The sequence below is a fragment of the Janthinobacterium sp. DSP2-3-3 genome, from assembly GCF_049897325.1.
Lineage (GTDB): Bacteria > Pseudomonadota > Gammaproteobacteria > Burkholderiales > Burkholderiaceae_D > Janthinobacterium.
The window spans coordinates 17,968-43,220 of record NZ_JAFCWA010000017.1; the positions used below are offsets into that span (position 1 = coordinate 17,968).

Below are 25,253 nucleotides of genomic sequence, written 5' to 3' on the forward strand. Positions count from 1 at the left end.
TTTACGCGCGGCACTGGAACCCCTGTATTTTTCAACATGCATGAAATATGCGACACTCACTACGCAAGTTTTCCCGATCAGACATGAAGGCGACGACGGCAATGGATTTCAGTATCGAAAGAAACGGCGGAAGCGACGGCGGCCAGCCCATGCCGAACCGCCGCAGCATCGTGCTGGGCATAGCCGTGTCCTTGCTGCTGCATGGCGCCTTGATCTATCTGTGGCGCCATGTGCAGCCGGCTGCACAGATAGACACGGCCCCGCGCGTGGAATCGATCGCCGTCTGGATACGTCCGCTGGCCGCCAAGCCTCCCCCGCCACCGCCGCCCGTCGAAGTCATCAAGCCGAAGCGCGAACCCAAACCCATCAGCAAGCCGAAACGCGCCACGACGCGGGAAACGCCGGCAGAGGCCACGGCGCCGGTGTCCAACCCGCAAGCCATCACGGTCGTACCTGCATCACCGGCCACGCCGGCGGCCAGTCCCGATACCTTCACGCAAGAAACGCCGAAATTCGATATGGAAGCGGCCAGGAAGACGGCGCGCAAGGTGGCTGGTGAGCGCGATCCCTCCAAGGTGGGCACGGCTGTGGGGCAAATCCCCGACAAGCCGCTGCAGACGGAAACCCAGCTGGCGCGCGATATCGCGCAAGGCAAGCGCGGCGATTGCCGCAGCGCCTATTCAGGCGCGGGCTTGCTGGCACCCGTGCTGATGTTGCTCGACAAGAAGGATAGCGGCTGCAAGTGGTGAGTCTAACAACATGCCCAGATTGGGTATCTTATAATCCCCTTATTCCTGCCCTTTCAACTGCAACGCCCGTTCATACAGGGCGTTTTTCTTGCGGCCCGTGATTTGCGCCGTCAGGTTCGCCGCCTGCTTGACGCTGCATTCAGCCAATAAAATGTTCAGGATGCGCTCCGCTTCGACGTCCTCCGCATCCTGCGCTTCGGTGGCGCCTTCCAGCAGCACGACAAATTCTCCCTTTTCTCGGTGCGCGTCGGCGCGTATCCAGCTTTCCGCTTCGGACAGGGGGCAGCGGTGGATTTCCTCGAACATTTTCGTCAGCTCGCGCGCGAACACCACCTGGCGCGTGGGCTCGAATGCTTCCACCAAGGCCGTGGCGCAATCGAGGATGCGGTGCGGCGCCTCGTAGAACACCATGGTGGCCGTCACGCCGCGCAGGCTGTGCAGCATGTTTTCGCGCTGCTTGGCCTTGGCCGGCAAGAAGCCGACAAAGTAAAACTGGTCATTCAATAGCCCGCTGGCGGAAATAGCGGTAATCGCCGCCGAGGGGCCAGGCAAAGGCAGCACGCGCAAGCCGGCGGCGCGCACGGCGTCGACGATGCGCGCGCCCGGGTCGGAGACGGCGGGCGTTCCCGCATCCGAGACGAGGGCGATACGCTCGCCGGCGTGCAGGCGGGCAATCAGGGTTTGCGCCACTTCGCGCTCGTTATGTTGATGCGCCGCAATCAATGGCTTGTTCAGGCCAAAGCGCGTCAGCAGGTGCGCCGTGTTGCGCGTATCTTCACAGGCGACGGCGTCGGCAAGGCTCAGCAAATGCAGCGCGCGCAGGCTGATATCGGTCACATTGCCGATCGGCGTGGCCACTATATACAATGTTGCGATAGGATAGACCTGGTGCGCCGCCTCTGTCATGATGGGCAGGCTGGCGATGGAACTGATTTCTTGTACGGTCATTTTGGAGGTTAAATGCTTGCTAATAGTGTGAAGTTACTGCTTGTTTGTGCCGCGACCGGCATGCTGAGCGCTTGCAGCACGCCTTGCGACGCGCCCGGACAATTGTGCGCGCCTATTGAATCTAACACAAGGGCGCTGCCGCCACCGAAGCCGCTGCCACCGCCCGTGCCGCCCAAGCCGCCCGCGCCCGAACCGGTGACGTTTGCCGTGGCCGTGCCCGATATTACCGCGTATGACAGCAATGGCGCGCCGTTGGCGCCCATCAAGAACAAACCGGCGACCGGCACGCCGCTCGATATGCCAGCGGCCACGGCGCCGGCGCCGTCCGACGGCAAGGTCCACCACATCGGCCTGCTGCTGCCGCTGCGCTCGGTCTCCCTGGGCCCGGCCGCCGAACTGCTGCGCGCAGGCTTCATGGCCGCGTATGAACGCGACCGCAGCGGCTTCGAAGTGACGGTGATCGACACGGGCGATGGCAGCAGCGACGTCCTGAACAAGTTTGCGCAAGCACAGGAAGAACAGGACATCGTCGTCGGGCCTTTGTCGCGCTCGGGCGTGACAGCCGTGGCGAATAGCGACCTGGTGCGCAAGCCGACGATCGCCCTGAACCACCCGGACAACCGCGGCGAGGCGCGCCTGCCGGCCAAGCTGCTGGTGATTGGACTGTCCATCGAGGCCGAAGCACGCCAAGTCGCCGCCTGGGCCGCCAGTGAACAGCCTGGCGCCAGCGCGCTGATCCTGTCGGCCGGTTCGCCCTCGCAGCGCCGCACCAGCGCCGCCTTCAAGCAGGAATGGCTGCGCCAGGGTGGCAAGATCGAGACGATGGACTTGACGGCCACGAATGGCTACCTGAGCGATGCCGAGCTGGTGCAACTGCGCGCGCGCCTGGCCGCGACGCCGCCGGGCCTGCTGTTTGCCGCGCTCGACGCCGACCAGGCGCGCCAGCTGCGCGTGGCCATCGGCAGCGATCTGCCCCTGTATGGCACGTCGTCATTGAATCCCGGCACGGGGCGTGGCGCCAGCGGCCCTGAGCTCGACGGTGCGCGCCTGCTGGACTTGCCGTGGCAAGTGCAGCGCGACCATCCGCAAGTGATGGTCTATCCGCAGCCGCCGCAGCCTGCCGAACGCCGCCTGACGGCCGACATGGAACGCCTGTACGCGCTGGGCATCGATGCCTTTCGCGTGGCGCGCGAAGTGGCGCTGCGGCCGAACACGCCATTTACCCTTGATGGCGTGACGGGCCGCCTGGCCGTGCGCTTCGAGAACGATCAAAGCGTGTTCGAACGCACGGAGCAAGCCGCCACCTACCAGCAGGGCGTGCTGGGCACCTGGCCGCCGGCCGCGCCCACGCCTGTCGCCTTGCCGCCAGCGCAATAAGAGTACGCCATGCCACCCCTGCCGTTCCAGAATAAGCAGGCGCGGGGACGGCAGGGGGAAGACGATGCGCTTGCGTATCTGTTGCTGCAAGGCTTGGTGCTGCTTGCGCGCAACTATCTGTGCAAGGGCGGCGAGCTGGACCTGATCATGCGCGATGGCCCCGCCATCGTTTTCGTCGAAGTGCGGCTACGCAGCAGTGCAACCTTCGGCGGCGCCCTGGCCAGTATCACGCCAGCCAAGCAGCGGCGCATGGTGGTGGCGGCGCAAACCTGGCTGCTGACACAAAAAAGCGTGCCGCCATGCCGCTTCGACGCACTCGCCATCGATGGCGGGCGCATCAGCTGGCTGAAGAACATCCTCGATATGTAAGCATTTTTAACAGTGCTTGTCCGCCTTGCCGCGCGCCTGCACTATAATCGGCAGACTATGAATAATCAACGCATCCTCTCGCACTTCCACGAAAGTGCCGAACTCAAGATCCAGGCCGCTACCGTACTGGCGCAACCCATTGCGCAGGCGATCGACCTGATGTTTTATGCATTGTCCAACGGCAACAAGATCCTGGCTTGCGGCAACGGCGGTTCCGCCGCCGACTGCCAGCATTTTGCAGCCGAGCTGGTGGGACGCTTCGAACGCGAGCGCTTTCCGCTACCGGCCCTGGCGCTGACAACGGATACCTCGATCCTGACGGCCGTGGCCAACGACTACAGCTACCGCGAGATTTTCTCGAAGCAGGTGCAGGCCTTCGGCCAAGCCGGCGACATCTTGCTGGCCATCTCCACATCGGGCAATTCGGCCAACGTGATGGCCGCCGTGGAAGCGGCGCTCGAGCGCGAAATGCGCGTCGTGGCGCTGACGGGCAAGGACGGCGGCGCCATCGGCAAGATGCTGACGGACGCCGACGTTCATATCTGCGTGCCGGCCGAGCGCACGGCGCGCATCCAGGAAGTCCACCTGACCACCATACATTGCATCTGCGACGGCATCGACGTCGCCCTATTCGGAGGAGACGTGAATGACTAAATTCGGTACTGGCCCAGGCTGGAAACGCGTACAACGCCCGCTGGCCACCGCACTCTTGTGCGGCGCCATGCTCACCTCGCTCACCGGCTGCATCGAACTGATGGTCGGCGGCGCAGTGATGGGCGGCGTTGCCGCGGCAGACCGCCGCACCCTGGGTGCCCAGACCGAAGACAAGTCGATCGCCCTCAAAGGCGAGTCGCGCATCCCCTCCATCGTCGGCGATGCCGGCCATGTGAACGTCACCAGCTTCAACCGCCGCGTCCTGCTGACGGGCGAAGTGCGCGACGAGGCGATGAAAAATGCCGTCGAACGCGAAGTACGCAATATCGAGGGCGTGGAATCGGTGGCCAATGAACTGATCATCGCCGGCCCGGCCAGCTACACCTCGCGTTCGAACGACGCGCTGATCACCACCAAGGTCAAGGCCAGCCTGGTGGACATGAAAACCATCTCGGCCGCCTCGTTCAAGGTCGTCACCGAAAACGCCACCGTCTTCCTGATGGGCAGAGTTACCCAGCGCGAAGGCACGGTGGCGGCCGACGTGGCGCGCGGCGTGGGCGGCGTGCAGAAAGTGGTCAAGCTGTTCGACTACATTTCGGAAACGGAACTGAAGCAATTGCAACCCGATCCGCCGCAGCAGCGCACGACGAGCACAGCCAGCGACACGGTACAGCAGTAAGCGCCTCCGCCATCCGACCTAGGGCACGGCGACGATGCGGCGGCTATAATAGTCACATCGTGGCCGCAGCGCCGCGCTTTTCAAATGAAAACCATGTCAACTTCGCCATCCGCAAGCAAGTCCTGGATCAAGCCAGCCCTCATCGCCATCTTCGTGGCGGGCGTGGCGGCGGCCGGCTATCTGTCGCTGAATGACAAGCAAAGCGCGCCGGACGTGACTTTCCACGGCATCCATGGCGAGAAAATCACCTCGGCCAGCCTGCGCGGCAAGGTGGTGATGGTCAATTTCTGGGCCACCTCGTGCACTACGTGCGTGGCGGAAATGCCGGAGATGATCGACACCTACAACAAGTACAAGGGGCAGGGCCTGGAATTCGTGGCCGTGGCCATGCAATACGATCCGGCCAACTACGTGCTGAACTTTGCCGAAACGCGCCGGTTGCCGTTCAAGGTGGCGCTCGACGTGACGGGCGAGGCGGCCAAGGCCTACGGCGACGTGGCCCTCACGCCCACCACCTTCGTGCTCGACAAGCAGGGCAAGATCCTGAAACGCTACGTGGGCAAGCCGGCATTCGCCGAACTGCATAAGCTGCTCGAAACGGCCATCGCCGGCTAAGGCACCGCACAAACACCGCACAAAACCTTGTTGCTAAAGGTTGCCAAGTTGTTATAACCTTCCCAGGCATAATCCTATTTACCTTGTGAAGGCCAGCCGTGTCCCTAGCCGCTCAATCGCCCGACCCGCAACAACTCAAAACCTGGCTGCTCGCCGCCGGCAACAAGGACGCCACCGCGTTCCGTCAGCTATATAACTCCACCTCATCGAAACTGTTTGGCTTCGCGCTGCGTATATTGCATAAGCAAGAGCTCGCTGAAGAAGCCTTGCAAGAGGGTTTCGTCGCCATCTGGAACAACGCCGCCACTTACCAGAGCCATCTGGCCGCGCCGATGACCTGGATGGCCACCATCGTGCGCAACAAGGCGTTCGATGTGCTGCGGCGCAGCGACGATACCGTGGAAATCGATGCCGAACAGTTTGATAGCGAAGTCATGAATGCACTCCGAGACCCCCAGGCCACGCCGATTGAATCGCTGCAAATGAGTGGTGATGCCAAGGCACTGGCGTTTTGCATGTCGGCCCTGGAAGGGCTGCACCGGCAGGTGGTCGCCCTGGCGTTCTATCACGACCTGTCGCACAGCGAAGTGGCGCAGCAGATGTCGCTGCCCATCGGCACCGTGAAGACCTGGATACGCCGCAGCCTGGAACGGCTGCGCACGTGTCTGGCGAAACGGGAGGCACCATGAATAGCCGCGGTAATGACAGCTTGCGCCAGAAACTGGCGTCCGAATACGTGCTGGGCACCCTGAAAGGGGGAGCACGGCGGCGTTTCGAAGGCTGGCTGCACAACGACGCCGACTTACGTAATATCACGGCCGAATGGCGCCAGCGTTTGGAACCGATGGCAGAATTCGCCCCTCGCGTAGCGCCGCCCAAGCGCGTCTGGCAACGGATCGAGCAGCGCTTGCACCTGGCGCCGCAGGGTGGCTGGTCTTTGTTCCGTGATTCGCTGTCGTTCTGGCGTTCGCTGGGGATGGCTTCGAGCGCCATCGCCGCCTTGCTGGTGATCGTCGTGGCCACGCGCCTGCTGGACGCGCCGCAGATCAGCTATGTGGCTAGCCTGACGGACGAGAAAGCGCAAACAGCCCTGCTGCTGACGGCAGACAGCCGCCACAGCGCGCTCGAAGTGCGCATGGTGGGCAACGCGCCCGTGCCGAGCGATAAGGACCTGGAACTGTGGGCCGTGCCGAAGAGCGGCAATCCGCGCTCGCTGGGCTTGCTGGCCGACAAGGGCAACGTCAAACTGGCCCTGTCCCAGCGCGCCATCGGCAACGACGTGGCCCTGCTGGCCGTCACGCTGGAACCAAAAGGCGGTTCGCCCGATCCGAACGGACCGACGGGGCCGGTTTTATACAAGGGTAACTGGATAAAAATCTAAGCTTGCTTCTGATATAAAATCATCTGCGTGCAACGGAACAGGGCAATCGTCTTGCCCGTTTCCTTGCTTTTCACCACGGCGTCCCACACTTGCGTGTTGCGGCCTTGGTGCTCGACTTTCGCCGTGCAGGTAAGCGTGCCTTCGCGGGCCGTGCCCAGGTGGTTCGATTTCAGCTCGATGGTGGTGAAGTTGCTGGCACCTTCGGGCAGGTTGACGATGCAGCCATAGCCGGAAGCCGTGTCGGCCAGCGTGACCACGCTGCCGGCATGCAGATAGCCATTCGGCGCCAGCAGGTGCGGCAGCACGGGTAGTTCCGCCGTCAGCTGGCCGTCGCCCACGGCCGTGATGACGATGCCCAGGTGGCCGGGCAGGCGGCCCACGCCGCGTTCATTCAACATTGCTACGGTGATGTCGGGATTGCTCATGCTGGTCCTTGTGCGGGTAAGTCCGGACAGTCGATACGCCGGAAAATACTATGATGATAGCAACTTTCCCCGCATCGGTTTGGCAAGCGCTTATTTCCGGCTACGCCGCCGTTTCCACCACACCAGAGTCCCCGTCAGCAGGAACAGCAGCGGCATCAAGCCAAAGATGGTAATGAAGGCGCGCCCGGCCACGCCAAATGCCTGGCCCGAGTGGAGGGGGAATTGCCAACCCAGGAAAACGTCTCCGCTTGGCGCCCGCAAGGGATCGCGTATGCGCAGGGGCAAGCCGCTGCGCGCATCCAGGGTGATGCGCGTGGCGCCGTCACCGTGGGCGATTTCGTCCGGCTGGCGCACACGGATCTCGTACGGCTGCTCCTTCTTGGCCGGCAGCACGACACGCGAGACGCGTGCCTGCGGATACAGCAACTGCGCGGCGGCCATGGCCTGGCCCGCATCAAGCAGGGCGCCATCCTGCTGCACATTCTTGAGCTTTGCCGTGTCCGGCACCGTCGACACCAGGTCCACCAATGGCACGACCAGCTGCGGCAAATTGAAATAGATGCCGGAGAAGGCGAGGATGGCAAGCACGGGCGCGGCAAAGAAGCCGGCCGCCTTGTGAAACGTGTAATTGAAGCGGGGCCAGGAGCCGCCATGCGACACCGTCAGCGCGCGCCGGATGGCCGTCCACTGCCAGCGCGGCCACCACAGATAGATGCCGCTGAACGCCATCAGCAGCAGCATCACGCCTGAAATGCCGGTCATGGTTTTGCCCACCTCGCCAGACAATAAATAGCGGTGCAAATGAAACATGCCCGACATTAACAGTGGGCGCGTGAGGCCAAAACGCCCCCAGTCGCGCTCGCCTTTGACTTGCAAGGTGTAGGGGTCGACCATCACTTGGCGCACGATGGCCTGGCTGAAAGGGGAAGGCTTGCCAGCTTGGCGATATGACGCCACGTACACGTCGCGCGCATCGGCGGGCGGATTGAGCTGCGAAGGCTTGCCATAAGCGGGGTCGGCAGTGAGCCCATCGACCACCGCTTGCAGCGTGCGCGGCGTGACATGGAACACCTGGCCAGGCGCGGGCGTACTCGCCTGCAACAAAGTGGGATTGAGCCAGGCATCGAGCTCCGGCATCCAGGCAATCGCGGACCCCGTCAAGCCCAGCAGGACGAACAGGGCGCCAAACCACAGGCCCGCATACAGGTGCAGTTTGCTGATCAACCACTTGCTCGGACGTTTGGACATGGGGAGGCGATTCGGGGAATTTTGGGCTGCGGAACGATAGCATGAAAGGCCGCGAGTGAACATCATGATCAGATGACATGCTGTCGTACCCAGGCAGCGAAAATCACGCAACAAGGCTGACAGTGAGACGATTTTCTTGCTACTATGCGCCCATGTCTTCCCGCCAGCCCACCCGCAAGCTTGCTCATCACGGTGCCGCCGCCCTAGCGCGCACGCCGTGGCAGCTGTGCGTGGCCCTGTTCAGTGCGCTGGCCCTCGTGTTCCTGCTGTCGACGGCCGCCTCGCACCTGCACAAGACCAGCCTCGACACGGAAGAGTGCGCGCTGTGCGCCACGGTCATCGACAAGGTGGCAGATATCGCCGTGCCGCCGGCCATCACCGCGCCGCCCGCCCAGTTACTGCCCTACCGCTTGCTGACCGCCGCGCCAGCCACCTTGGCGCCCGTCGTCGCCCTCATCCTGCCGCCCGTGCGCGGTCCGCCTGCCGCCTCACTGTAGTTCCCACGCTGTTTTATCCTTTTTCGGGCTGCACTGCCGCGTGCCGCATCTTCATGCGTGCCGTGCCGCCTGGCGTTGACTATTTTTGAGGTTTACCATGCAATACACTCCCCGTCTGAGCGCGCTGTCGCTCGCCCTTGCCAGCCTGTTTACCGTTTCCGCCCACGCCGCCGAGCCTGCCGAAGCCAGCCCGGCAGCCAGCAACGCCGACGCTGCGCCGCAAGACATGCAAAAAGTCGAAGTTACGTCCGCCCACTTGAAAAGCGCGCGCATCGAACTGTCGCCGAAAGTCGGCACCACCATCTACAGCATCGACAGCCACATGGTCGACATGCTGGGCCAGGGCGACAACACGCCATTCAACGAAGTGCTGCTACGCCTGCCGGGCGTATCGCAGGATTCGAAGGGCTCGGGCGCCCTGCACGTGCGCGACGACCATGCCAACGTGCAATACCGCATCAACGGCGTGCAGTTGCCGGAAAGCATCAGCGGCTTCGGCCAGTCGATCGACACGCGCCTGATCGACAAGACCGATTTCATGACGGGCGCCTTGCCGGCCCAGTTTGGCCTGCGCACGGCGGGCATTGTCGATATTGAAACGAAGGAGGGCGGCATGACGCCAGGCGGACGCATCGGCATTATGGTCGGCAGCCACGATCATGTGGAACCGAGTGCCGAATTTTTCGGCAGCGTGGGCAAGTTCAATTACTACCTGTCCGGCAGCTACCTGGGCAATTCCTTGGGTGTGGAAAACCCGCAAGCCACGCGCAGCGCCTTGCACGACAAGACACGCCAGAATAAATCGTTCGGCAGCCTGTCGTATTTCCTCGATGACAACACACGCTTGGGCGCCATGTTCGGCACGTATAACGGCCGCTTCCAGATCCCCAACAATCCGAACCAGGCGCCCGCCTTCTCGCTCGATGGCCACAGCGATGCGCAGGCGGGCACGTCTACCTTGCCGTCATCGCAACTGAATGAAAACCAGCGCGAAGTGAACCGCTTCCTCGTGCTATCGCTGCAAAAAAGCCTGGGCGACGTCAATTACCAGTTCTCCGCCTTCCACCAGTACTCGGAACTGCACTTCACGCCCGATGCCATCGGCGACCTGATCTACAACGGCGTGGCTTCGGATGCGCGCCGCGCGAACAGCGCTTCGGGTGCCCAGTTCGATATCAGCTACAAGCTACAGCCGGACCACACCGTGCGCGCGGGCCTGGCCTACACGCGTCAAAAGACGACCAGCGACAATACGGTGGCCGTCTTCCCCGCCATTGACGGGGCGCAAACCTCCACCACGCCGATCAGCATTCTCGACAACAGCGGCAAGACAGGCACCCTGGCCAGCTTTTACCTGCAGGATGAATGGCATATCAGCAAGCCCCTGACCCTGAACTATGGCGCCCGCTTCGACAAAGTCTCGGCCTACACGAGCGAGCAGCAATGGAGCCCGCGCGTCAATCTGGCGTATCAGCTGGCGCCTGGCACGGCTCTGCACGCCGGCTATTCGCGCTATTTCACGCCGCCGCCGCAAGAATTGGCGGCTCAGGGCAGCATCGACCTGTATGCGAACACGACGAATGCGCCGGAAATCGGCCAGTCGGACAACGTCAAGGCCGAGCGCACGCACTACTATGACATCGGCATCAGCCACCAGGTAAGTTCGAAACTGACCGTAACGGCCGATGTGTACTATAAAAAGATCAACAACCTGCTCGACGAAGGCCAGTTCGGCCAGGCGCTGATCTTGACGCCATTCAACTATGCGGATGGCTACGCCAAGGGACTGGAAATGTCGGCCATCTACAGCGAGAAGGACTGGGGCCTGTTCCTCAACGTCAGCACGCAAAAGGCGCAGGGACGCAACATCAATTCGGGCCAGGCCCTGTTTGGTGCCGATGAGTTGAGCACCATCAGCCAGCACTATGTCTACCTCGATCATGACCAGAAATACACGCTGTCGGGCGGCGGACATTATCACTTCGGCGATTCGCAAGTGAGCGCTGACTTCCTGTACGGCAGCGGCCTGCGCATGACGCCGGACGGCGGCGCGCCCAATTCAGGCCATCTGCCGAGTTACTTCACCGTCAACACGGCGCTCACGCACACGTGGAAAAACACGCCCATGGGCAAGGTCGAAGGACGTCTGGCCCTGATCAACCTGTTCGATAAATCGTATCTGCTGCGCGACGGTTCCGGCGTGGGCGTGGGGGCACCGCAATACGGCGCCCGCCGCAGTTTCTACGCCGGCCTGTCGACCAGCTTTTAACCGTTACGCGCGAAGACAGCGGCAGGGAGCAACGCCTGCCGCTGTCGGTTGCCGTACTTGTGCCCAGGCGATGGCCGCCTGGCCATGCGCTTGCAGGTAGGCGTTCGCCAAGCTGAACGGCTTGCTGCCAAAGAAACCTTTGCTCGCCGACAAGGGCGAAGGGTGGGGCGCTGTCAGCACCAGGTGCTTGCCGGGGTCGATCAGGCTGCGCTTGGCTTGCGCATAGCCGCCCCACAAGATAAAGACGAGATGTTGACGCTCGGTGGACAGGTGGCGAATCGCGCTATCCGTCAGCTTTTCCCTGCCCTTGGCCGCGTGCGAACCGGCCGCCCCGGCGCGCACGGTCAGCACGCTGTTGAGCAAAAACACCCCTTGCTCTGCCCAGTCCGACAAATCCGCGCGCGCCACACCCACATCCGTGGATAACTCCTTGAAGATATTCTGCAGGCTCGGTTGCGGCGGATGGCCGTCCGGCACGGAAAGGCACAAGCCCATGGCCGCGCCGGGCGTGTGATACGGGTCGTGCCCCAGGATCACGACGTTGACTTGCCCAACCGGCGTCAGGTCGAACACGCGAAAGATGGCCTTGCCCGGCGGAAAACACGGCCCCGCCGCATACTCTTCGGCAAAAACGTCAAGCCCGTCTTCCCCCACCAACCGCGATGAAGCAAAAAAAAGCCACCGGCATGAGCAGGTGGCTTTGATGTGGCGCAAGGTTACTTAGAAATTCAGCGCCGATTCCACGCCGGCGCTGTGCGCCTGTTCATCCGCGTGGTACGAGCTGCGCACCATGGCGCCCACGGCGGCGTGGGTAAAGCCCATTTTATAGGCTTCTGCTTCAAACATCTTGAAGACGTCCGGGTGCACGTAGCGGCGCACGGGCAAGTGGCTGTTCGATGGCGCCAGGTACTGGCCGATGGTCAGCATGTCGATATCGTGCTCGCGCATGTCGCGCATGACTTGCAGGATTTCCTCGTCCGTCTCGCCCAGGCCCACCATGATGCCGGACTTGGTTTTCACGTCCGGGTACATGGCCTTGAAATCTTTCAGCAGTTTCAGCGAGTGCATGTAGTCGGAGCCGGGACGCGCTTCCTTGTACAGGCGCGGCGCCGTTTCCAGGTTGTGGTTCATGACGTCAGGCAAGCCATCCTTGAACAACAGCAAGGCTTTTTCAAGACGGCCACGGAAATCGGGCACCAGCACTTCGATGCGGGTGTTTGGAGACAGGGCGCGCGTTTGCTGGATGCACTCGACGAAATGACCGGCGCCGCCGTCGCGCAAATCATCGCGGTCGACGGAAGTGATGACGACGTAGTTCAAGCGCAGCTTGGCGATGGTTTTCGACAGATTGGCCGGCTCTTCCTTGTCGAGCGGATCAGGACGGCCATGGCCGACGTCGCAGAACGGGCAACGGCGCGTGCACTTGTCACCCATGATCATGAAGGTGGCCGTACCCTTGCCGAAGCATTCGCCGATGTTCGGGCAGCTGGCTTCCTCGCACACCGTGACGAGCTTGTTTTCGCGCAGGATGTCCTTGATTTCATAGAAACGGGTCGATGCCGAGGCGGCCTTGACGCGGATCCAGTCCGGCTTTTTCAGGCGCTCGACTTGCTCGATCGGAATGATCTTGATCGGGATGCGCGAAGTCTTGCTGGCGCCTTTTTGCTTTTCGCTCGGGTTGTAGGCGGGAGCGGCGGGGGCGGTGCTGGAAATGGTCTCAGAAGTCATGGCTGCAAGCCCTTGAGGGGCATGTTGGTTTGTTTGCTCAGGCATCCGTTGCCTGAGGCGCGCCTGCGGCGCTGTTTACTTCGCTTACATCGAGTAATACGGTCAATGCATGGGCCAGGGCGCGCTGCACCTCGGCTAGCGGCGCCAACACGCCCATGCTGCGCATGTCCACCGTCTTCAGGCCGGAATAGCCGCAGGGGTTAATCCAGGAAAACGGCGCCAGATCCATCGCCACGTTGAGCGATACGCCATGGTAGGTACAGCCGTTGCCGCGCACTTTCAAGCCCAGCGCGGCAATCTTCGCACCCTTGTCTGGCCCGCCTGCAATATAAATGCCGGGCGCGCCATCGATGCGCTCGCCTGCAAGATTATACGCCGCCAGCACGTTGATGATGGCTTGCTCGATTTTATGCACGAACTGGCGCGCATACAGCTTGCCGCCCGGCTTGTTGCGGCGCAAGTCCATCAGCAAGTAAATCACCACCTGGCCGGGGCCGTGGAACGTGACTTCGCCGCCACGGTCCGTCTGCACCACGGGGATCGCATTTTCTGCAATCGCCGCACCGGCCAGCAAATGACCGCGGTCGGCCGCCAGACCCAGGGTGAACACGGGCGGATGCTCGACGATCCACAGCTCGTCGCGCGTCTGCGTCGTGCGCGCGTCGGTAAAGGCGCGCATGGCGGCAAAGGTCGGCTCGTAATCGACGCGGCCCAGTTCGCGGATCAGCGCCGTTTCGGTTCGGGTGGTGGTCATGACAGATTCTGTAATCAGCTGCCGGCGCCTTGCGGACGCTGCGGCGAAGCCATGATTATAAGCCAGGCGGCCGTTTCATTCCGGGGCGGGCCCTGGCAACAACAGCAGCCTGCCCAATTTTTGAGCAGCATGGCGTATCTGGGCGGCATTCAGGGCTGTGTAGCCCAGCAACACGGCCGGCGCCAGCTTTGCGCTATGGCAAAAATCACCGAGCGGCTGCAGCGCCAGCCCCTCCTGCGCGGCGCGCGCACAAAACGCCCGCTCGTCGCTGTCTGGCGGCAGCCACAGCACGCAATGGAAGCCCGCCTGCTGGCCGGAAATGGCGTAGCGCCCGGGGGCGATTTGCTCAAGGCAGGCCAGCAGCAGGTCGCGCCGCTCCTTGTAGGCCAGGCGCGCCTGGCGCAGATGGCGCACGAAGGCGCCTTCCTCCATCCAGGCGGCCAGCGCCAGCTGCTCCGTCACGCCCACGGAACGGCCCGTTAACTGCAGGGTGCGCAGCAGTTGCGGGCGCAAGGCGGGCGGCAGCACCATGAAGCCCACGCGCAGACCGGCAAACAGGGTCTTGTTAAAGCTGCCACAATAAATCACGCGCTGGTACTGGTCCAGCGCCTTCAGGGCCGCCAGCGGCGCGCTCTGGTAATTGAATTCGCTGTCGTAATCGTCTTCCAGCACCCAGGCGCCGCTGTCGTTCGCCCACTCCAGCAAGGCGAGGCGGCGCGTGACGGACAGGGTCACGCCCAGCGGCGACTGGTGCGCCGGCGTCACATACGCGAGGCTGGCGTCGGCGTGCGTAGCCAAGGCGGCGCAATCGATACCCTCGGCATCGACGGCAATGTCCACGCACACGGCACCCGCCAGGGTGAACAGGGCGCGCGCGGCCGGGTAGCCCGGCTCTTCCAGGCAGACCTTGTCGCCATCACGCACGATGCTGCGCGCCAGCAAGTCGATCGCGTGGCGGATGCCGGTGGTAACAACGATGTCTTGCGGGTCGCAGCAGATGCCGCGGTACTTGGCGAGGAAGTCGGCGATCTGCTGGCGCAGCTGAGGCAGGCCGGCCGGATCGGCGCTGCACAACTGCTCCGGCGTGGCGGCCGCCAGCGCCCGCGTGGCGCACTTCGACCAGGCGGCCATGGGAAACAGGCTGGCGTCGGCGCGCCGCGCCACGAAGGGCAAGCCGTCGCGCACGCCCGTGTCCGGGGCGGGCGCGGGCACGCTAGCCGCTGCGGCCGGGGTGGCATCGGCGAAGCCTGCCATCAGGAAGCGTTCCGGCACCACGGCGCACACGCGCGTGCCGGAACCGGGCACGCGCGTCACATACGCTTCCGCGTGCAGACGGTCGAACACGGTTTCGATGGTACCGCGCGACAGCTCCCACCGTTCCGCCAGGGTGCGGCTGGACGGCAAACGGCTGCCCGCCGGCAGCATTTTTGTCAGGATGGCCGAGCGCAGCGCTTCATACGCGCCATCCTGCTTGTTGACGCCCGCCTTGTCGAGCCAGCTGGTGGGACGAGGCAAGTCCAGGGCGTGCGGTGATTTTCCTCGCGGCATAATAATCGTCCAAGTGGTCCAATGAATTTTCTGATGACTGGCACTTCGCATTACACCACAAACATTCTACTCTCACCGTTCCGGTGCGCCAGCGGGGCGCACGCTTGCATGGACCGTGTACAACAATGCAGAAACAACTCGCTTTATGGGCCTGGGGCGGCATCGTGCTGCTGCTGGTCTGCCTGTCGCGCATCAGCATCGACATCTATTTACCTTCACTGCCGGCCATGGCCGATGCCCTGCATGCCAGCGATGCCCAGCTGCAACTGACCCTGAGCCTGTTCATGGCCGGCTCGGCCGCGTCGATGCTGGCCTGCGGGCCGCTGGCCGACCGTTACGGACGCCGTCCCGTGCTGCTGGCCGGCACGGGCATTTATGTGCTCGCCAGCATCGTCTGCACCCTGACCTCCGATGTGCACGTGCTGATCGCCGCGCGCGTGCTGCAAGCGTTCGGCGGCTGCAGCGGTACCATCATCGGCCGCGTCATGGTGCGCGACCGCTTCGACCCCGTCACGCAGGCGCGCATGTTGGGACGCATCTCGATGGTGATGGGCCTGTCGCCCATCGTGGCGCCGCTGGCCGGCAGCGTGCTCGACGCCGCCTTCGGCTGGCGCGCCGTGTTTGGCGTGCTGTGCCTGTTGGGCGCGCTGTCGCTGGGGCTGATTGCCGCGTACGTGCCGGAAACCAAGCCAGCCGACGCCGTGCCACAGGGCAATACCCTGGCGCTGTACCGCCGCCTGCTGGGCGACGCGTACTTCCTGCGCTATGCGCTGGCCATCGGCTGTGTGTATTGCACGTATTTCCCGTTCATCGCGGAATCGTCCGTGTTGTTGCAAAGGGGGATGCATCTGTCGCCGCACGCGTATGCGCTGGTGTTCGCGCTGACGGTCAGCGGCTACGTGGCAGGATCGAGCCTGTTTCGCGCCCTGGGGCCGCGCCTGGGCGCCGATTACCTGCTGGGCGTGGCGGTACTGATCAATGTGGTAGGTGCAGGCAGTTTGTTGCTGGCGGGCAGCCTGGCGCCGCAACACGTGGCATCGCTGGTGGCGCCCATGCTGCTGGTGATGGTGTCGGTGGGCATGGCCATCCCCGCCTGCCAGCTGGCAGTGCTGCAGCCGTATGGCGCCCAGGCGGGCAGCGCCTCGGGCCTGTTCTTCTTCGTGCAGATGCTCATCACGGCCGCCTGTGGCGCCGTCATCGCCGCCATCACCGACGGCAGCGAAAAGCCCCTGCTGTGGGTGACGGCGGCGGCCAGCGCTGCCTTTGCCGCCGTCTGGCTGCTCACGAAGAGCCGGGCCAGCGTGGCGGCAGCAAGCCTTACATGACGATCTTGACCATCGGGTGGCCCGACAGCGCCATGTACAGGGCGTCGAGCTGCTCGCGGCTGATGGCGCGCACGGTCACGGTCAGGCCTGTGTAATTACCCTTGGGCGAAGGACGCTCTTCCATGCGGCCCACGTGGAAGGTCGGATCGTGGCTGATGACCAGTTCCAGCATGGTCGGCGCGAAGTCCACATGCGTCGGGCCCATGATCTTAATGGGAAAATCGCTCGGGTATTCGATCAGCGATTCGCTGGGAGGAATCGTGACTTCGGTGGGTGGGGTGGTTTGCATGGGAAATCCTATCAGTGCCGGTCAGAACAGGCGGCGCAGCATATAGCGCGCGGCGGCTGCATAAAGACGTATTGTAGCCAACTTTGGGGGCGCCTGCGCCGTTGCCATGGCGCCAGGGGCGCGGAAAAAAAAAGCCAGCTGGGTAAGCTGGCGAAAACTATTTCGTTTGGACAAAATAGCCGGAAAAATCGGTGCTGTCGGCCGCGAAGGCATTGCGTTGTCTTGCAATGACTCCACTGTAGACAAAACACCACGGCTTGACCGCTGAAATGTGACGAACTGTCGGTTTGGCGGCTTGAACGTCGATAATCCATGACCGGGCGGACAGACGGCCAGCGCCAGCGCCCCGTTCAATGCTCCGTTTCCTGCATCCGGCTACTGCGGCCGGGACCGCCGCGCTCGACACCGCGCGCATCAAAGGGACGCTCGATGACGGGGCGCGGCTGCGGCCGCTCGGCGTGGGGCCGCTGCTCACCACGCCACCCGGGGCGGCCCACCTGGTCTTGCACGGGTGGCAAGGTTGGCATCGCCGGCATCACGGGCTGGGCCGGTATCGGCGGCTGTTGCGGCTGGGCCGGCACGGGCGGCCGGTTCGGCTGCATGGGCCGCGGCGCTAGGTGCGTCTGGCCATCGTCCGTCTGCAAGCGGCCGGGACGGTTGACCCAGTCACGCCGGAAACCGTTGTCGCCGTGCGGCGCATCAAAGGGGCGCTGCCAGTTGCCCGCCGGCGCAGGCGCCGTGCTCAAGGGCAAGCTTTGCATGACGGGTGGCGGCATGCTGGTGCGGTTGCGGCGTGGCACATCGACCGTGCGCTGCGCGCCAAAGCGCTCGCCCGGCAGCATGCTCATGCCTGCACGGCGTTCGCGCTCGCCCGCCACGGCGCGGCGTCCCTCGGCCACCCGGTTGATGCGGCGTTCATAGTCCGCGCTGGCGCGGTAGCCGGGCACGTAGCGGTCATGCGGCGACAGGGGAAACCAGCCCACGCCAGGACGCGGGCCTTGCTGCGGCCCAGCATTTGGCCCATGAACACCCCCCACCCAGCCCACCAGGGCCGGCGCCCAGGGCACGCGGCCGCGATCACGCCCCGGTGCCCAGCCCCAGCGGTGGCCCAGCAGCACCCAGCGACCGTAATGCGAGGGCGCATAGCCCCACGGCGCATTGTCGACCCAGGTCCAGCCCCACGGCGAGATCCACGTCCAGCGCCCGTCGCTGTAGGGCGCCCAGCCAGCCGGCACCGTACTGGGCAGCCACAAGGGGCCGTATTCCGCGTCTTCGTGCCAGGCGCCGTAGCGGTCCAGCTCTTCATAGCCGGTGGTATCGTCGGTGACATAGCGCAAGGCCGACGCGGCGACGGGCAAGGCTTCGGGCCAGTGGTCGAAAGCGACCCTGTGCAAGGCGCCCGTGCGCAATGCATCGTCCGTCAGCTCGGCGCGCTTGCCGGCACGCAAGGTGACGCTGCCCGTCGCGCCATCCACGTCGGCCGCGCCTTCAAGCACGCTGACGACGCTGGTGCCGGGCTGGCGCCCCGCCTCGATGCGCACCCAGCCCGGCTGGGTGAGCGTCACGCGCGCCTGGGCGGTGGTCAGCTCGAAGCCGCGCAGCGCATCGGGATTGCGCACGCGCACGCTGACTGTGCCATAGCCGAGGTGCAGCTTGAAACTGTCGTCTTCGAGCTCGCTCACTTCCAGCTCGGAATCGCCATCGAGGCGCACGGCGGCCGCGCCCACGCGAAATTCCGCCAGCGCGCCGCGTTGGGTGCTAAGCCGGTTATCCGTCGTGATGGGCCAGTTCAGCAGGGCGTTTTGCGCCTCGCCATCACCGGCGCGTACCAGCACCTGCCCTTCGACGGTGGAAATGCGGCCCACGCGGGCCGGCGGGTCCTCGCCCATGGCGAAGGTGCATGCCGATGACAGCAACACGGCGCACACGGCTTGCAGGCAGGGGAAAGGTAGGGTCGCACGCATGGCAGCGCTCCAGGCAAGACGTACAAGGATGATTGCTATCGATTACATCCGCATCGGGCGGGCATCGCAAGCGGGCTTACAAATGTTTGCATCTTGGTTTGCATATTGCCTTGGCTCAGGATGCCGCCTGGCTGCCCCGTTTGACGAAGAACAAGGCGGCGCCGACGGCCATCAACAGGCCGCCAAAGAAGCGGTTCTGCTTTTTCACGGCGCTGGCGTCGCGGAAAAAACGCTGCATCGACGAGGCCAGGAAAGCGTAGCTGTGCATGACGATCTGATCGATCGTGCACATGGTGATGGCCAGGATCAGCAATTGCGGCAGCAGCGGTGCCGTGGGACTAATAAATTGCGGCAATACCGCCACCATGAAAATGATGCCTTTCGGATTCGTCACGTTGGTCAGAAAGCCCGTCAGCACACGTCGGCCCATGGAAGGCACCACAGCGTCGGCATGCAGGTCGCCCGTAACCGCCACCTTGGCGCGCCATTGCGACAGGCCCAGGTAAATCAAGTACAGCGCGCCCACTGTCTTGACGATATTAAAAGCCACTTCGGAGGCCAGCAGCAAAGAGCCCACGCCGGCACCGGCGATGCCCAGCACCACCAGCAGCCCCAGTTGCAGCCCCAGAATGGTGGCGCTGGCCTTTTTCACCCCGTACGACAGGCCATGCGACATCGATAGCACGGCGCCCGAGCCGGGCGAGACGGCGATGATGGAGGCGGCGATGACAAAGGTGATCCAGGTGGCAAAGTGCATGCGGTATCCAAAAATGCTGATGAGAAGCAATTTTAACCCGGCCCGTGCGGCCCTGCCGGCCCAGCCTGAGGTAAGATCGCAGTCATGCCTTACCTACGTCATCCCTTGCCGTACAACCAAGAATAACATTATGAAAAACAACACTTTCCTCGCTGCAAAATTTCCTGCCACCACCGCGGGAGCGCGCTGAGATGGCCGGCTCCAGCCTGCTGGCCCTGCTCGACGACATCGCCAGCATCCTCGACGATGTTTCCCTGATGACCAAGGTGGCCGCCAAGAAGACGGCCGGCGTGCTTGGTGACGACCTGGCCCTGAACGCGCAGCAAGTGGCCGGCGTGCGCGCCGAGCGCGAACTGCCCGTCGTCTGGGCCGTCGCTGTCGGTTCGATGAAAAACAAGGCCATCCTCGTGCCGGCCGCGCTGGCCATCAGCGCGTTTGCGCCATGGGCCATCACGCCGCTGCTGATGGTGGGCGGCGCCTACCTGTGCTTCGAGGGCTTCGAAAAGATCGCGCATAAATATCTGCACCCGGACGACAGCCACAAGGCCGAGCTGGCACAGGCGCTGCGCGACCCGCAAGTCGACCTGGTGGCGCTGGAGAAGGACAAGATCAAGGGCGCCATCCGCACCGACTTCATTTTGTCGGCGGAAATCATCGTCATCGCGCTGGGCACGGTGGCTGCGGCCACCTTCGCCGAGCAGGTGGCCGTCGTCGTCGGCATCGCCCTCATCATGACGGTGGGCGTGTATGGCCTGGTGGCTGGCATCGTCAAGCTCGATGACGCGGGCTTTTATCTGGCGGCGCGCAAGGGCGCGGGCGCGCTGATGAATGGCGTGCGCGGCTTTGGCCGCATGCTCGTGTCGGCGGCGCCGAAACTGATGAAATTTCTCTCCGTGGTGGGCACGCTGGCCATGTTCATGGTGGGCGGCGGCATTTTGACGCACGGTTGGCCGTGGGCCAGCGGTCTGCTGCATCACGCGGAAGCAGCCGTCGGCGGCGTGGCCGGCATCGGTCCCGTGCTGGCAGCCATCACGCCCAGCCTGATTAACGCGGTGGCTGGCCTCATCGCCGGTGGCCTGGTGCTGGCCGGCGTCACTGCCGTGTCGGCTTTGTTGCGCATGCTCAAATCAAACAAATAAGCTTTCTGGTCTGATGGGGCGGCAGGCGCATCCGTGCCTGCCGCCCCGGCCATGCCGGCGGCGCCTGCCTGCCCAAGGAGACCTTATGCAGCCTTCCCCCATCCAACGCCCCAGCAACGCCTTCATTGGCGCCTCCTGGGCGGCCCTGCTGATCGGCGCCATTACCTATTTGTCCGGCCTGTGGAACGCCACGATGGCCCTTAACGAAAAGGGCTATTACTTTACGCTTCTCATGTATGGCCTGTTCGCCGCCATCTCGCTGCAAAAATCCGTGCGCGACCGTAGCGAAGGCGTCGCCGTGACGGGCATGTACTTCGGCCTGTGCTGGGTTTCCGTGCTGTTGGCCTTGCTGCTGCTCACCGTCGGCTTGTGGAATGCCACCCTGCAAAACAGCGAAAAGGGTTTTTATGCCATGGCATTCCTGCTCAGCCTGTTTGCCGCCGTGGCCGTGCAAAAGAATGTGCGCGATGTGGCGCGCGCCCCGGCCGCCATACCAGCCGACGCGCCGGGAACTTAAGCACCAGCGGCGCGTCTATCGCTATATCCATATCGGGAGAGGACGATGAGCGACCAGCAGAAACGTTTACAAATGGCGCTGGAGGCGGCGCACATGGCGATATGGGATTCGCGCATCGTCGCTGGCCAGGTCATCGACGGCACGGTCATCTGGTCGGCCAGGGGCGCGGCCCTGCTGGGCCTCGGGGAGCACGCCCTGACGCATTCCTTCCCCGCCTTTCTCGACTGCGTGCATGCCGATGACCGCGACAAGGTGATCGGCGTGCTGCAGGACGGTGTGCGCCGGTGCGGCGGCTACGCCCTGCAATACCGCGTCGTCTGGCCCGATGGCAGCGAACACTGGCTGGCGGCCAAGGCGCAGGTCTTCATGGATGGCGGCGGCCACCCCGAACGCACCCTGGGCGTCATCTGGGATGTCACCGAACACATACTGCGCGAACTCATGATAGCCGAGCGCAAGGAACTGGCCGAAGTGACGCTCAGCTCCATCGGCGACGGCGTCATCACCACCGATCCGCAGGGCAAGACGCGCTACCTGAACCGCGTGGCCGAGCAACTCACGGGCTGGAGCAGCCAGTTGGCCGAGGGGCTCGACATCCTGGAAACGCTGTGCCTGGTCGATGAGCACTCGAACCAGCCGCTCGAGCACGTCGCCATCAAGTGCTTGCGCCTGCGCCAGGCCATCGGCATCTCCACGCACACGCAACTGATCACGCGCGAAGGTCGGCGCATCGCCATCGAAGAGTCCGCCGCACCCATCTGGTCGCGCGAAGGTGAGATCCTCGGCGCCGTCGTCGTGTTTCGAGACGTCAGCCACGAACGCAAGCTGAGCCAGCAATTGTCGTGGCAAGCCACACACGACGCCCTGACGGGCCTGATCAACCGGCGCGAATTCGAACACCTGGTGGCGGGCGCCCTGCATACGGCCAAAGAAAACGGCCACGCGCATGCGCTGCTGTACCTCGACCTGGACCAGTTCAAGATCATCAACGATACCTGCGGCCACGCCGCCGGCGACGTGCTGCTGCAGCTGCTGGCCAAGATGCTGCAGGGACAGATGCGCGACAGCGACATCCTGGCGCGCCTCGGTGGCGACGAACTGGGCGTACTGCTGCCCCACTGTCCGCTCGAGCATGCGCGCCTGATCGGAGAACAGCTGCGCCAGTCCGTGCGCGAATTCCCCTTCGCCTGGGACGAACACAGCTTCGAACTGGGCGTGAGCATCGGCATCGCGGAAATCAACCAGGACAGCAAGTCCATGAGCGAGCTGCTGAGCGCCGCCGACCAGGCTTGCTGCCTGGCCAAGGAACAGGGCCGCAACCGCCTGCATGTGTACCAGGAGTCCGATGTCATGCTGGCGCAGCGGCATGGTGAAATACTGTGGATTTCGCGCCTGAACGAAGCGTTCGCACACCATTATTTCCGCCTGTACGCCATGCCCATCGTGCATCTGCGCGACAGCCCGGAACAACATGACGAAGTGCTGATCCGCATCCGCAACAGCCAGGGCGACCTGATATTACCCGGCGCCTTCATTCCCGCCGCCGAACGCTACGACATGATGCTGTCGATCGACCGCTGGGTCATCCGCGCCGTCTGCCAGCATATCCAGAGCGTGCGCGACAGCCTGCCGCCTTTGGCCGCGCTGGCGGAAAGCCGGCGCCGCACACCGGCCATGTATTCCGTCAACCTGTCAGGCATGTCGCTGGCCGACACGGGCCTGCAAGACTACATCACCGGGCAATTCGTGCAGTACGCCATTGCGCCCGAACAAATTTGCTTTGAAATCACGGAAACGGCCGTCATTGCCAACTTGCCCAAGGCGCAAGTGTTCATGCGCCAGCTCAAGGCCATGGGCTGCCGCTTCTCGCTCGACGACTTCGGCAGCGGCTTTTCCTCGTTCGGCTACCTGAAAGCGCTGCCCGTCGACTACCTGAAAATCGACGGCGTCTTCGTGCGCGGCATCGCCACCAATGCCATCAACCGCGCCATGGTCAAAGCCATCAATGAAGTAGGCCACGTGATGGGCTTGAAAACAGTGGCCGAATACGTGGAAAACGCGGAAACCCTGGCCATCATCCGCGACCTGGGCATCGACTACGCGCAAGGCTACGCCGTGGGCAGCCCGCGGCCGCTGACGGCGGGCGCCGATTAGCCACCGTCGGCAACCAGTAACTTTAAAACAATGCCGCATTGCTATCGCTAAATGCGTGCGAGCACGACCAATCTGGAGGATTTTGATCTACATCAATAAATTTGCGCAGGCGACTCCTTACACTGATCTCCATTCTTGCAATCGTGCAAGTCTTACTCACCAATGAGCTCTTTAACTGATCAGGAAGCCGCGACCATGCGCCAAAATTTGCCAGTGACTAACCGTGAAGTCCTCGTCTTGGACGATCAGGCCATCGTGTCGAAAACGGATATGAACGGCAATATCGTGTATGTGAATCCGTACTTCAGCCAGGTCAGCGGCTTCAGCGAGGCAGAACTGATCGGTTCGCCGCAAAATATCGTGCGTCACCCGGATATGCCGGCCGAAGCGTTTGCCGACCTGTGGACCTCGATCCAGGCCGGCACGCCGTGGACGGGCCTGGTCAAGAACCGTTGCAAGAACGGCGACTTTTACTGGGTGCGCGCCAACGTCACACCCATCCGCGAAGCGGGCAAGACCATCGGCTACATGTCAGTGCGCGTAAAGGCCGACAAGGATCAGGTCAAGGCGACCGAGGAAGCCTACGCGGCCATCCGCAACAAGGAAGGCGGCAACATTGTCATCAAAAACGGCCAGATCGTGCGCCCGGGCCTGGCGCACCTGCTGCACAATCTGACGCACATGTCGCTCAACCTGCGCATCTGGGCCGCCACGTCCATCGTGAACTGTTTGCAACTGCTGGTGTGCATCATCAGCCTGTTCGCCAGCGGCGGCAAGATCACCAATTACGCCATCTTCGGCGCCACCCTGTTCGGCTTCCTGATCAACGTTTTCCTCTGGTACACCTTGCGCATGTCCGTGCTCAAGCCGTTGGGCAAGGCCTTGAACGGCGCGCGCGCAATTGCCGCCGGCGACCTGTCGGGCAGTTTTGAAACGGAAAGCACGGATGAAGTGGGGCAATTGCTGCGTGCGCTGCAACAGATGAACAGCAACCTGATCGCCACCATCCGCGACGTGCGCATCAACGTGGAAACCATGGCCGTGGCCACCAAGCAAATCGCCGTCGGCAATATGGACTTGTCGGGCCGCACGGAATCGCAGGCGGCCAGCCTGGAAGAGACGGCCTCGAGCATCGAAGAATTCTCGTCGACGGTGAAACAGAACGCGGACAACTCGGTGCAAGCCAACGAACTGGCCGTGGCCGCCTCAAAAGTGGCCGTACAGGGTGGTGAAATCGTGGCCGAAGTAATCACCACCATGGACGAGATCAACACCTCGTCGAAGAAAATCGTCGACATCATCGCCCTGATCGAAGGCATCGCCTTCCAGACGAATATCCTGGCCCTGAACGCGGCCGTGGAAGCGGCCCGCGCCGGCGAGCAAGGCAGGGGCTTCGCCGTGGTGGCGGGCGAAGTGCGCAACCTGGCGCAGCGCTCATCCGTGGCGGCCAAGGACATCAAACAGCTGATTGAAATTTCCGTCGGCAAGGTGGGCGCCGGCATGCTGCAGGTGAACCGCGCCGGCGCCACCATGGAACAGGTAGTGAGCTCCGTCAAGCAAGTCACGGCCATCATGCAGGAAATTTCCATCGCCTCGCGCGAACAGAGCATCGGCGTCGACCAGGTCAACCAGGCCATCGCCCACATGGACCAGGTGACGCAGCAGAATGCGGCCCTGGTGGAAGAAGCCGCCGCCGCCGCCACGCGCCTGGCGGAAGAAGCCGCCAGCCTGTCGCAAGCCGTGAGCCTGTTCAATTTCGGCAAGATGCCGCCACCGCGCCGCGTCGCCATGCCCGGCGGCAAGGGAGGCGCCGCGAACACCGGCAAACCCGCCGCTCTGAAACGCCTGGCCGCTTAACACCTTTCAA

General features: G+C 63.3%; 26 protein-coding genes. 15 read left to right on the forward strand and 11 right to left on the reverse strand.

Annotated elements, in window-relative coordinates; translation table 11 throughout:
* Positions 1–101 precede the first annotated feature (101 nt).
* Complete coding sequence (locus ACP7DE_RS25370) at positions 102–749, forward strand: hypothetical protein (RefSeq protein WP_426074692.1); 648 nt, start codon at positions 102–104, stop codon at positions 747–749.
* 39 nt (positions 750–788) lie between these two features.
* On the opposite strand, the gene rsmI is transcribed toward ACP7DE_RS25370, so the two are convergent.
* Positions 789–1,697, reverse strand: a complete 909-nt coding sequence (gene rsmI, locus ACP7DE_RS25375) for a 16S rRNA (cytidine(1402)-2'-O)-methyltransferase (RefSeq protein ID WP_166446200.1) — start codon at positions 1,695–1,697, stop codon at positions 789–791.
* Between the two features lie 165 nt (positions 1,698–1,862).
* Here rsmI and ACP7DE_RS25380 point away from each other — a divergent pair, with 165 nt between their 5' ends.
* The 7 genes from ACP7DE_RS25380 (at position 1,863) to ACP7DE_RS25410 (ending at position 6,772) form a co-directional block, all read left to right on the forward strand.
* Entirely contained in the window at positions 1,863–3,074 is a 1,212-nt protein-coding gene (locus ACP7DE_RS25380) for a penicillin-binding protein activator (protein ID WP_426074693.1), read from the forward strand.
* 9 nt (positions 3,075–3,083) lie between these two features.
* Positions 3,084–3,443, forward strand: a complete 360-nt coding sequence (locus tag ACP7DE_RS25385) for a YraN family protein (RefSeq protein WP_426074694.1) — start codon at positions 3,084–3,086, stop codon at positions 3,441–3,443.
* 57 nt (positions 3,444–3,500) lie between these two features.
* A complete protein-coding gene (locus ACP7DE_RS25390; protein WP_034752465.1) occupies positions 3,501–4,097 on the forward strand; it encodes a phosphoheptose isomerase in 597 nt (198 codons plus the stop codon).
* Positions 4,090–4,776 (forward strand): BON domain-containing protein, encoded by a 687-nt coding sequence (locus tag ACP7DE_RS25395; protein WP_426074695.1) that lies wholly within the window; start codon positions 4,090–4,092, stop codon positions 4,774–4,776. The genes ACP7DE_RS25390 and ACP7DE_RS25395 overlap by 8 nt, the downstream gene beginning before the upstream one ends.
* 93 nt (positions 4,777–4,869) lie before the next feature.
* Positions 4,870–5,391, forward strand: a complete 522-nt coding sequence (locus tag ACP7DE_RS25400; RefSeq protein WP_426074696.1) for a peroxiredoxin family protein — start codon at positions 4,870–4,872, stop codon at positions 5,389–5,391.
* A 98-nt stretch (positions 5,392–5,489) separates the two neighbouring features.
* On the forward strand, positions 5,490–6,080 hold the full coding sequence (locus tag ACP7DE_RS25405; RefSeq protein WP_426074697.1) for a sigma-70 family RNA polymerase sigma factor: 591 nt from the start codon (positions 5,490–5,492) through the stop codon (positions 6,078–6,080).
* On the forward strand, positions 6,077–6,772 hold the full coding sequence (locus tag ACP7DE_RS25410) for an anti-sigma factor (protein WP_426074698.1): 696 nt from the start codon (positions 6,077–6,079) through the stop codon (positions 6,770–6,772). The genes ACP7DE_RS25405 and ACP7DE_RS25410 overlap by 4 nt, the downstream gene beginning before the upstream one ends.
* Here the strand turns inward: ACP7DE_RS25410 and ACP7DE_RS25415 are convergent.
* Both ACP7DE_RS25415 and ACP7DE_RS25420 read right to left on the reverse strand, forming a co-directional pair.
* Positions 6,769–7,197: a PaaI family thioesterase gene (locus tag ACP7DE_RS25415; RefSeq protein WP_426074699.1), complete on the reverse strand. Its 429-nt coding sequence runs from the start codon at positions 7,195–7,197 to the stop codon at positions 6,769–6,771. The two genes, ACP7DE_RS25410 and ACP7DE_RS25415, sit on opposite strands and share 4 nt — an antisense overlap.
* A 90-nt stretch (positions 7,198–7,287) precedes the next feature.
* A complete protein-coding gene (locus ACP7DE_RS25420; RefSeq protein ID WP_426074700.1) occupies positions 7,288–8,445 on the reverse strand; it encodes a PepSY-associated TM helix domain-containing protein in 1,158 nt (385 codons plus the stop codon).
* 152 nt (positions 8,446–8,597) lie between these two features.
* Here ACP7DE_RS25420 and ACP7DE_RS25425 point away from each other — a divergent pair, with 152 nt between their 5' ends.
* A complete protein-coding gene (locus ACP7DE_RS25425) occupies positions 8,598–8,942 on the forward strand; it encodes a hypothetical protein (protein ID WP_426074701.1) in 345 nt (114 codons plus the stop codon).
* 97 nt (positions 8,943–9,039) lie between these two features.
* Entirely contained in the window at positions 9,040–11,211 is a 2,172-nt protein-coding gene (locus tag ACP7DE_RS25430) for a TonB-dependent receptor (RefSeq protein WP_426074702.1), read from the forward strand.
* A 3-nt stretch (positions 11,212–11,214) separates the two neighbouring features.
* On the opposite strand, the gene ung is transcribed toward ACP7DE_RS25430, so the two are convergent.
* The 4 genes from ung to ACP7DE_RS25450 form a co-directional block, all read right to left on the reverse strand.
* Positions 11,215–11,865: a uracil-DNA glycosylase gene (ung, locus tag ACP7DE_RS25435; RefSeq protein ID WP_426074703.1), complete on the reverse strand. Its 651-nt coding sequence runs from the start codon at positions 11,863–11,865 to the stop codon at positions 11,215–11,217.
* Between the two features lie 66 nt (positions 11,866–11,931).
* On the reverse strand, positions 11,932–12,939 hold the full coding sequence (lipA, locus tag ACP7DE_RS25440; RefSeq protein WP_426074704.1) for a lipoyl synthase: 1,008 nt from the start codon (positions 12,937–12,939) through the stop codon (positions 11,932–11,934).
* A gap of 37 nt (positions 12,940–12,976) precedes the next feature.
* Positions 12,977–13,693 (reverse strand): lipoyl(octanoyl) transferase LipB, encoded by a 717-nt coding sequence (gene lipB, locus ACP7DE_RS25445; protein WP_426074705.1) that lies wholly within the window; start codon positions 13,691–13,693, stop codon positions 12,977–12,979.
* Between the two features lie 75 nt (positions 13,694–13,768).
* Positions 13,769–15,241, reverse strand: a complete 1,473-nt coding sequence (locus ACP7DE_RS25450) for a PLP-dependent aminotransferase family protein (RefSeq protein ID WP_426074706.1) — start codon at positions 15,239–15,241, stop codon at positions 13,769–13,771.
* A 125-nt stretch (positions 15,242–15,366) separates the two neighbouring features.
* Here ACP7DE_RS25450 and ACP7DE_RS25455 point away from each other — a divergent pair, with 125 nt between their 5' ends.
* Positions 15,367–16,566 carry a multidrug effflux MFS transporter gene (locus tag ACP7DE_RS25455; RefSeq protein WP_426074707.1) on the forward strand — a complete coding sequence of 400 codons (1,200 nt, stop codon included), beginning with the start codon at positions 15,367–15,369 and terminating at the stop codon, positions 16,564–16,566.
* On the opposite strand, the gene ACP7DE_RS25460 is transcribed toward ACP7DE_RS25455, so the two are convergent.
* From ACP7DE_RS25460 to ACP7DE_RS25475, 4 genes are all read right to left on the reverse strand, one after another.
* Positions 16,559–16,855 carry a DUF493 family protein gene (locus tag ACP7DE_RS25460; RefSeq protein WP_102122449.1) on the reverse strand — a complete coding sequence of 99 codons (297 nt, stop codon included), beginning with the start codon at positions 16,853–16,855 and terminating at the stop codon, positions 16,559–16,561. The two genes, ACP7DE_RS25455 and ACP7DE_RS25460, sit on opposite strands and share 8 nt — an antisense overlap.
* A 21-nt stretch (positions 16,856–16,876) precedes the next feature.
* Positions 16,877–17,209, reverse strand: a complete 333-nt coding sequence (locus ACP7DE_RS25465; protein ID WP_426074708.1) for a hypothetical protein — start codon at positions 17,207–17,209, stop codon at positions 16,877–16,879.
* A complete protein-coding gene (locus ACP7DE_RS25470; RefSeq protein ID WP_426074709.1) occupies positions 17,206–18,819 on the reverse strand; it encodes a DUF6600 domain-containing protein in 1,614 nt (537 codons plus the stop codon). Before ACP7DE_RS25470 ends, ACP7DE_RS25465 begins: the two co-directional genes overlap by 4 nt.
* Positions 18,820–18,934: 115 nt before the next feature.
* Complete coding sequence (locus ACP7DE_RS25475; protein ID WP_426074710.1) at positions 18,935–19,576, reverse strand: LysE family transporter; 642 nt, start codon at positions 19,574–19,576, stop codon at positions 18,935–18,937.
* A 191-nt stretch (positions 19,577–19,767) separates the two neighbouring features.
* Here ACP7DE_RS25475 and ACP7DE_RS25480 point away from each other — a divergent pair, with 191 nt between their 5' ends.
* The 4 genes from ACP7DE_RS25480 (at position 19,768) to ACP7DE_RS25495 (ending at position 25,243) form a co-directional block, all read left to right on the forward strand.
* Positions 19,768–20,715, forward strand: a complete 948-nt coding sequence (locus ACP7DE_RS25480) for a DUF808 domain-containing protein (protein ID WP_426074711.1) — start codon at positions 19,768–19,770, stop codon at positions 20,713–20,715.
* An 85-nt stretch (positions 20,716–20,800) separates the two neighbouring features.
* Positions 20,801–21,232, forward strand: a complete 432-nt coding sequence (gene yiaA / locus ACP7DE_RS25485) for an inner membrane protein YiaA (protein ID WP_426074712.1) — start codon at positions 20,801–20,803, stop codon at positions 21,230–21,232.
* A 45-nt stretch (positions 21,233–21,277) separates the two neighbouring features.
* Positions 21,278–23,386 carry an EAL domain-containing protein gene (locus ACP7DE_RS25490; RefSeq protein ID WP_426074713.1) on the forward strand — a complete coding sequence of 703 codons (2,109 nt, stop codon included), beginning with the start codon at positions 21,278–21,280 and terminating at the stop codon, positions 23,384–23,386.
* 195 nt (positions 23,387–23,581) lie between these two features.
* Positions 23,582–25,243, forward strand: a complete 1,662-nt coding sequence (locus ACP7DE_RS25495; protein WP_426074714.1) for a methyl-accepting chemotaxis protein — start codon at positions 23,582–23,584, stop codon at positions 25,241–25,243.
* Positions 25,244–25,253 lie beyond the last annotated feature (10 nt).

Coding starts and splice junctions, on each gene's coding strand:
- ACP7DE_RS25370 (WP_426074692.1), top strand. CDS start 102: ATGGATTTCAGTATCGAAAGAAACGGCGGAAGCGACGGCGGCCAGCCC.
- rsmI (WP_166446200.1), bottom strand. CDS start 1,697: ATGACCGTACAAGAAATCAGTTCCATCGCCAGCCTGCCCATCATGACA.
- ACP7DE_RS25385 (WP_426074694.1), top strand. CDS start 3,084: ATGCCACCCCTGCCGTTCCAGAATAAGCAGGCGCGGGGACGGCAGGGG.
- ACP7DE_RS25390 (WP_034752465.1), top strand. CDS start 3,501: ATGAATAATCAACGCATCCTCTCGCACTTCCACGAAAGTGCCGAACTC.
- ACP7DE_RS25395 (WP_426074695.1), top strand. CDS start 4,090: ATGACTAAATTCGGTACTGGCCCAGGCTGGAAACGCGTACAACGCCCG.
- ACP7DE_RS25400 (WP_426074696.1), top strand. CDS start 4,870: ATGTCAACTTCGCCATCCGCAAGCAAGTCCTGGATCAAGCCAGCCCTC.
- ACP7DE_RS25410 (WP_426074698.1), top strand. CDS start 6,077: ATGAATAGCCGCGGTAATGACAGCTTGCGCCAGAAACTGGCGTCCGAA.
- ACP7DE_RS25415 (WP_426074699.1), bottom strand. CDS start 7,197: ATGAGCAATCCCGACATCACCGTAGCAATGTTGAATGAACGCGGCGTG.
- ACP7DE_RS25420 (WP_426074700.1), bottom strand. CDS start 8,445: ATGTCCAAACGTCCGAGCAAGTGGTTGATCAGCAAACTGCACCTGTAT.
- ACP7DE_RS25425 (WP_426074701.1), top strand. CDS start 8,598: ATGTCTTCCCGCCAGCCCACCCGCAAGCTTGCTCATCACGGTGCCGCC.
- ACP7DE_RS25430 (WP_426074702.1), top strand. CDS start 9,040: ATGCAATACACTCCCCGTCTGAGCGCGCTGTCGCTCGCCCTTGCCAGC.
- lipA (WP_426074704.1), bottom strand. CDS start 12,939: ATGACTTCTGAGACCATTTCCAGCACCGCCCCCGCCGCTCCCGCCTAC.
- lipB (WP_426074705.1), bottom strand. CDS start 13,693: ATGACCACCACCCGAACCGAAACGGCGCTGATCCGCGAACTGGGCCGC.
- ACP7DE_RS25450 (WP_426074706.1), bottom strand. CDS start 15,241: ATGCCGCGAGGAAAATCACCGCACGCCCTGGACTTGCCTCGTCCCACC.
- ACP7DE_RS25455 (WP_426074707.1), top strand. CDS start 15,367: ATGCAGAAACAACTCGCTTTATGGGCCTGGGGCGGCATCGTGCTGCTG.
- ACP7DE_RS25460 (WP_102122449.1), bottom strand. CDS start 16,855: ATGCAAACCACCCCACCCACCGAAGTCACGATTCCTCCCAGCGAATCG.
- ACP7DE_RS25470 (WP_426074709.1), bottom strand. CDS start 18,819: ATGCGTGCGACCCTACCTTTCCCCTGCCTGCAAGCCGTGTGCGCCGTG.
- ACP7DE_RS25475 (WP_426074710.1), bottom strand. CDS start 19,576: ATGCACTTTGCCACCTGGATCACCTTTGTCATCGCCGCCTCCATCATC.
- ACP7DE_RS25480 (WP_426074711.1), top strand. CDS start 19,768: ATGGCCGGCTCCAGCCTGCTGGCCCTGCTCGACGACATCGCCAGCATC.
- yiaA (WP_426074712.1), top strand. CDS start 20,801: ATGCAGCCTTCCCCCATCCAACGCCCCAGCAACGCCTTCATTGGCGCC.
- ACP7DE_RS25490 (WP_426074713.1), top strand. CDS start 21,278: ATGAGCGACCAGCAGAAACGTTTACAAATGGCGCTGGAGGCGGCGCAC.
- ACP7DE_RS25495 (WP_426074714.1), top strand. CDS start 23,582: ATGCGCCAAAATTTGCCAGTGACTAACCGTGAAGTCCTCGTCTTGGAC.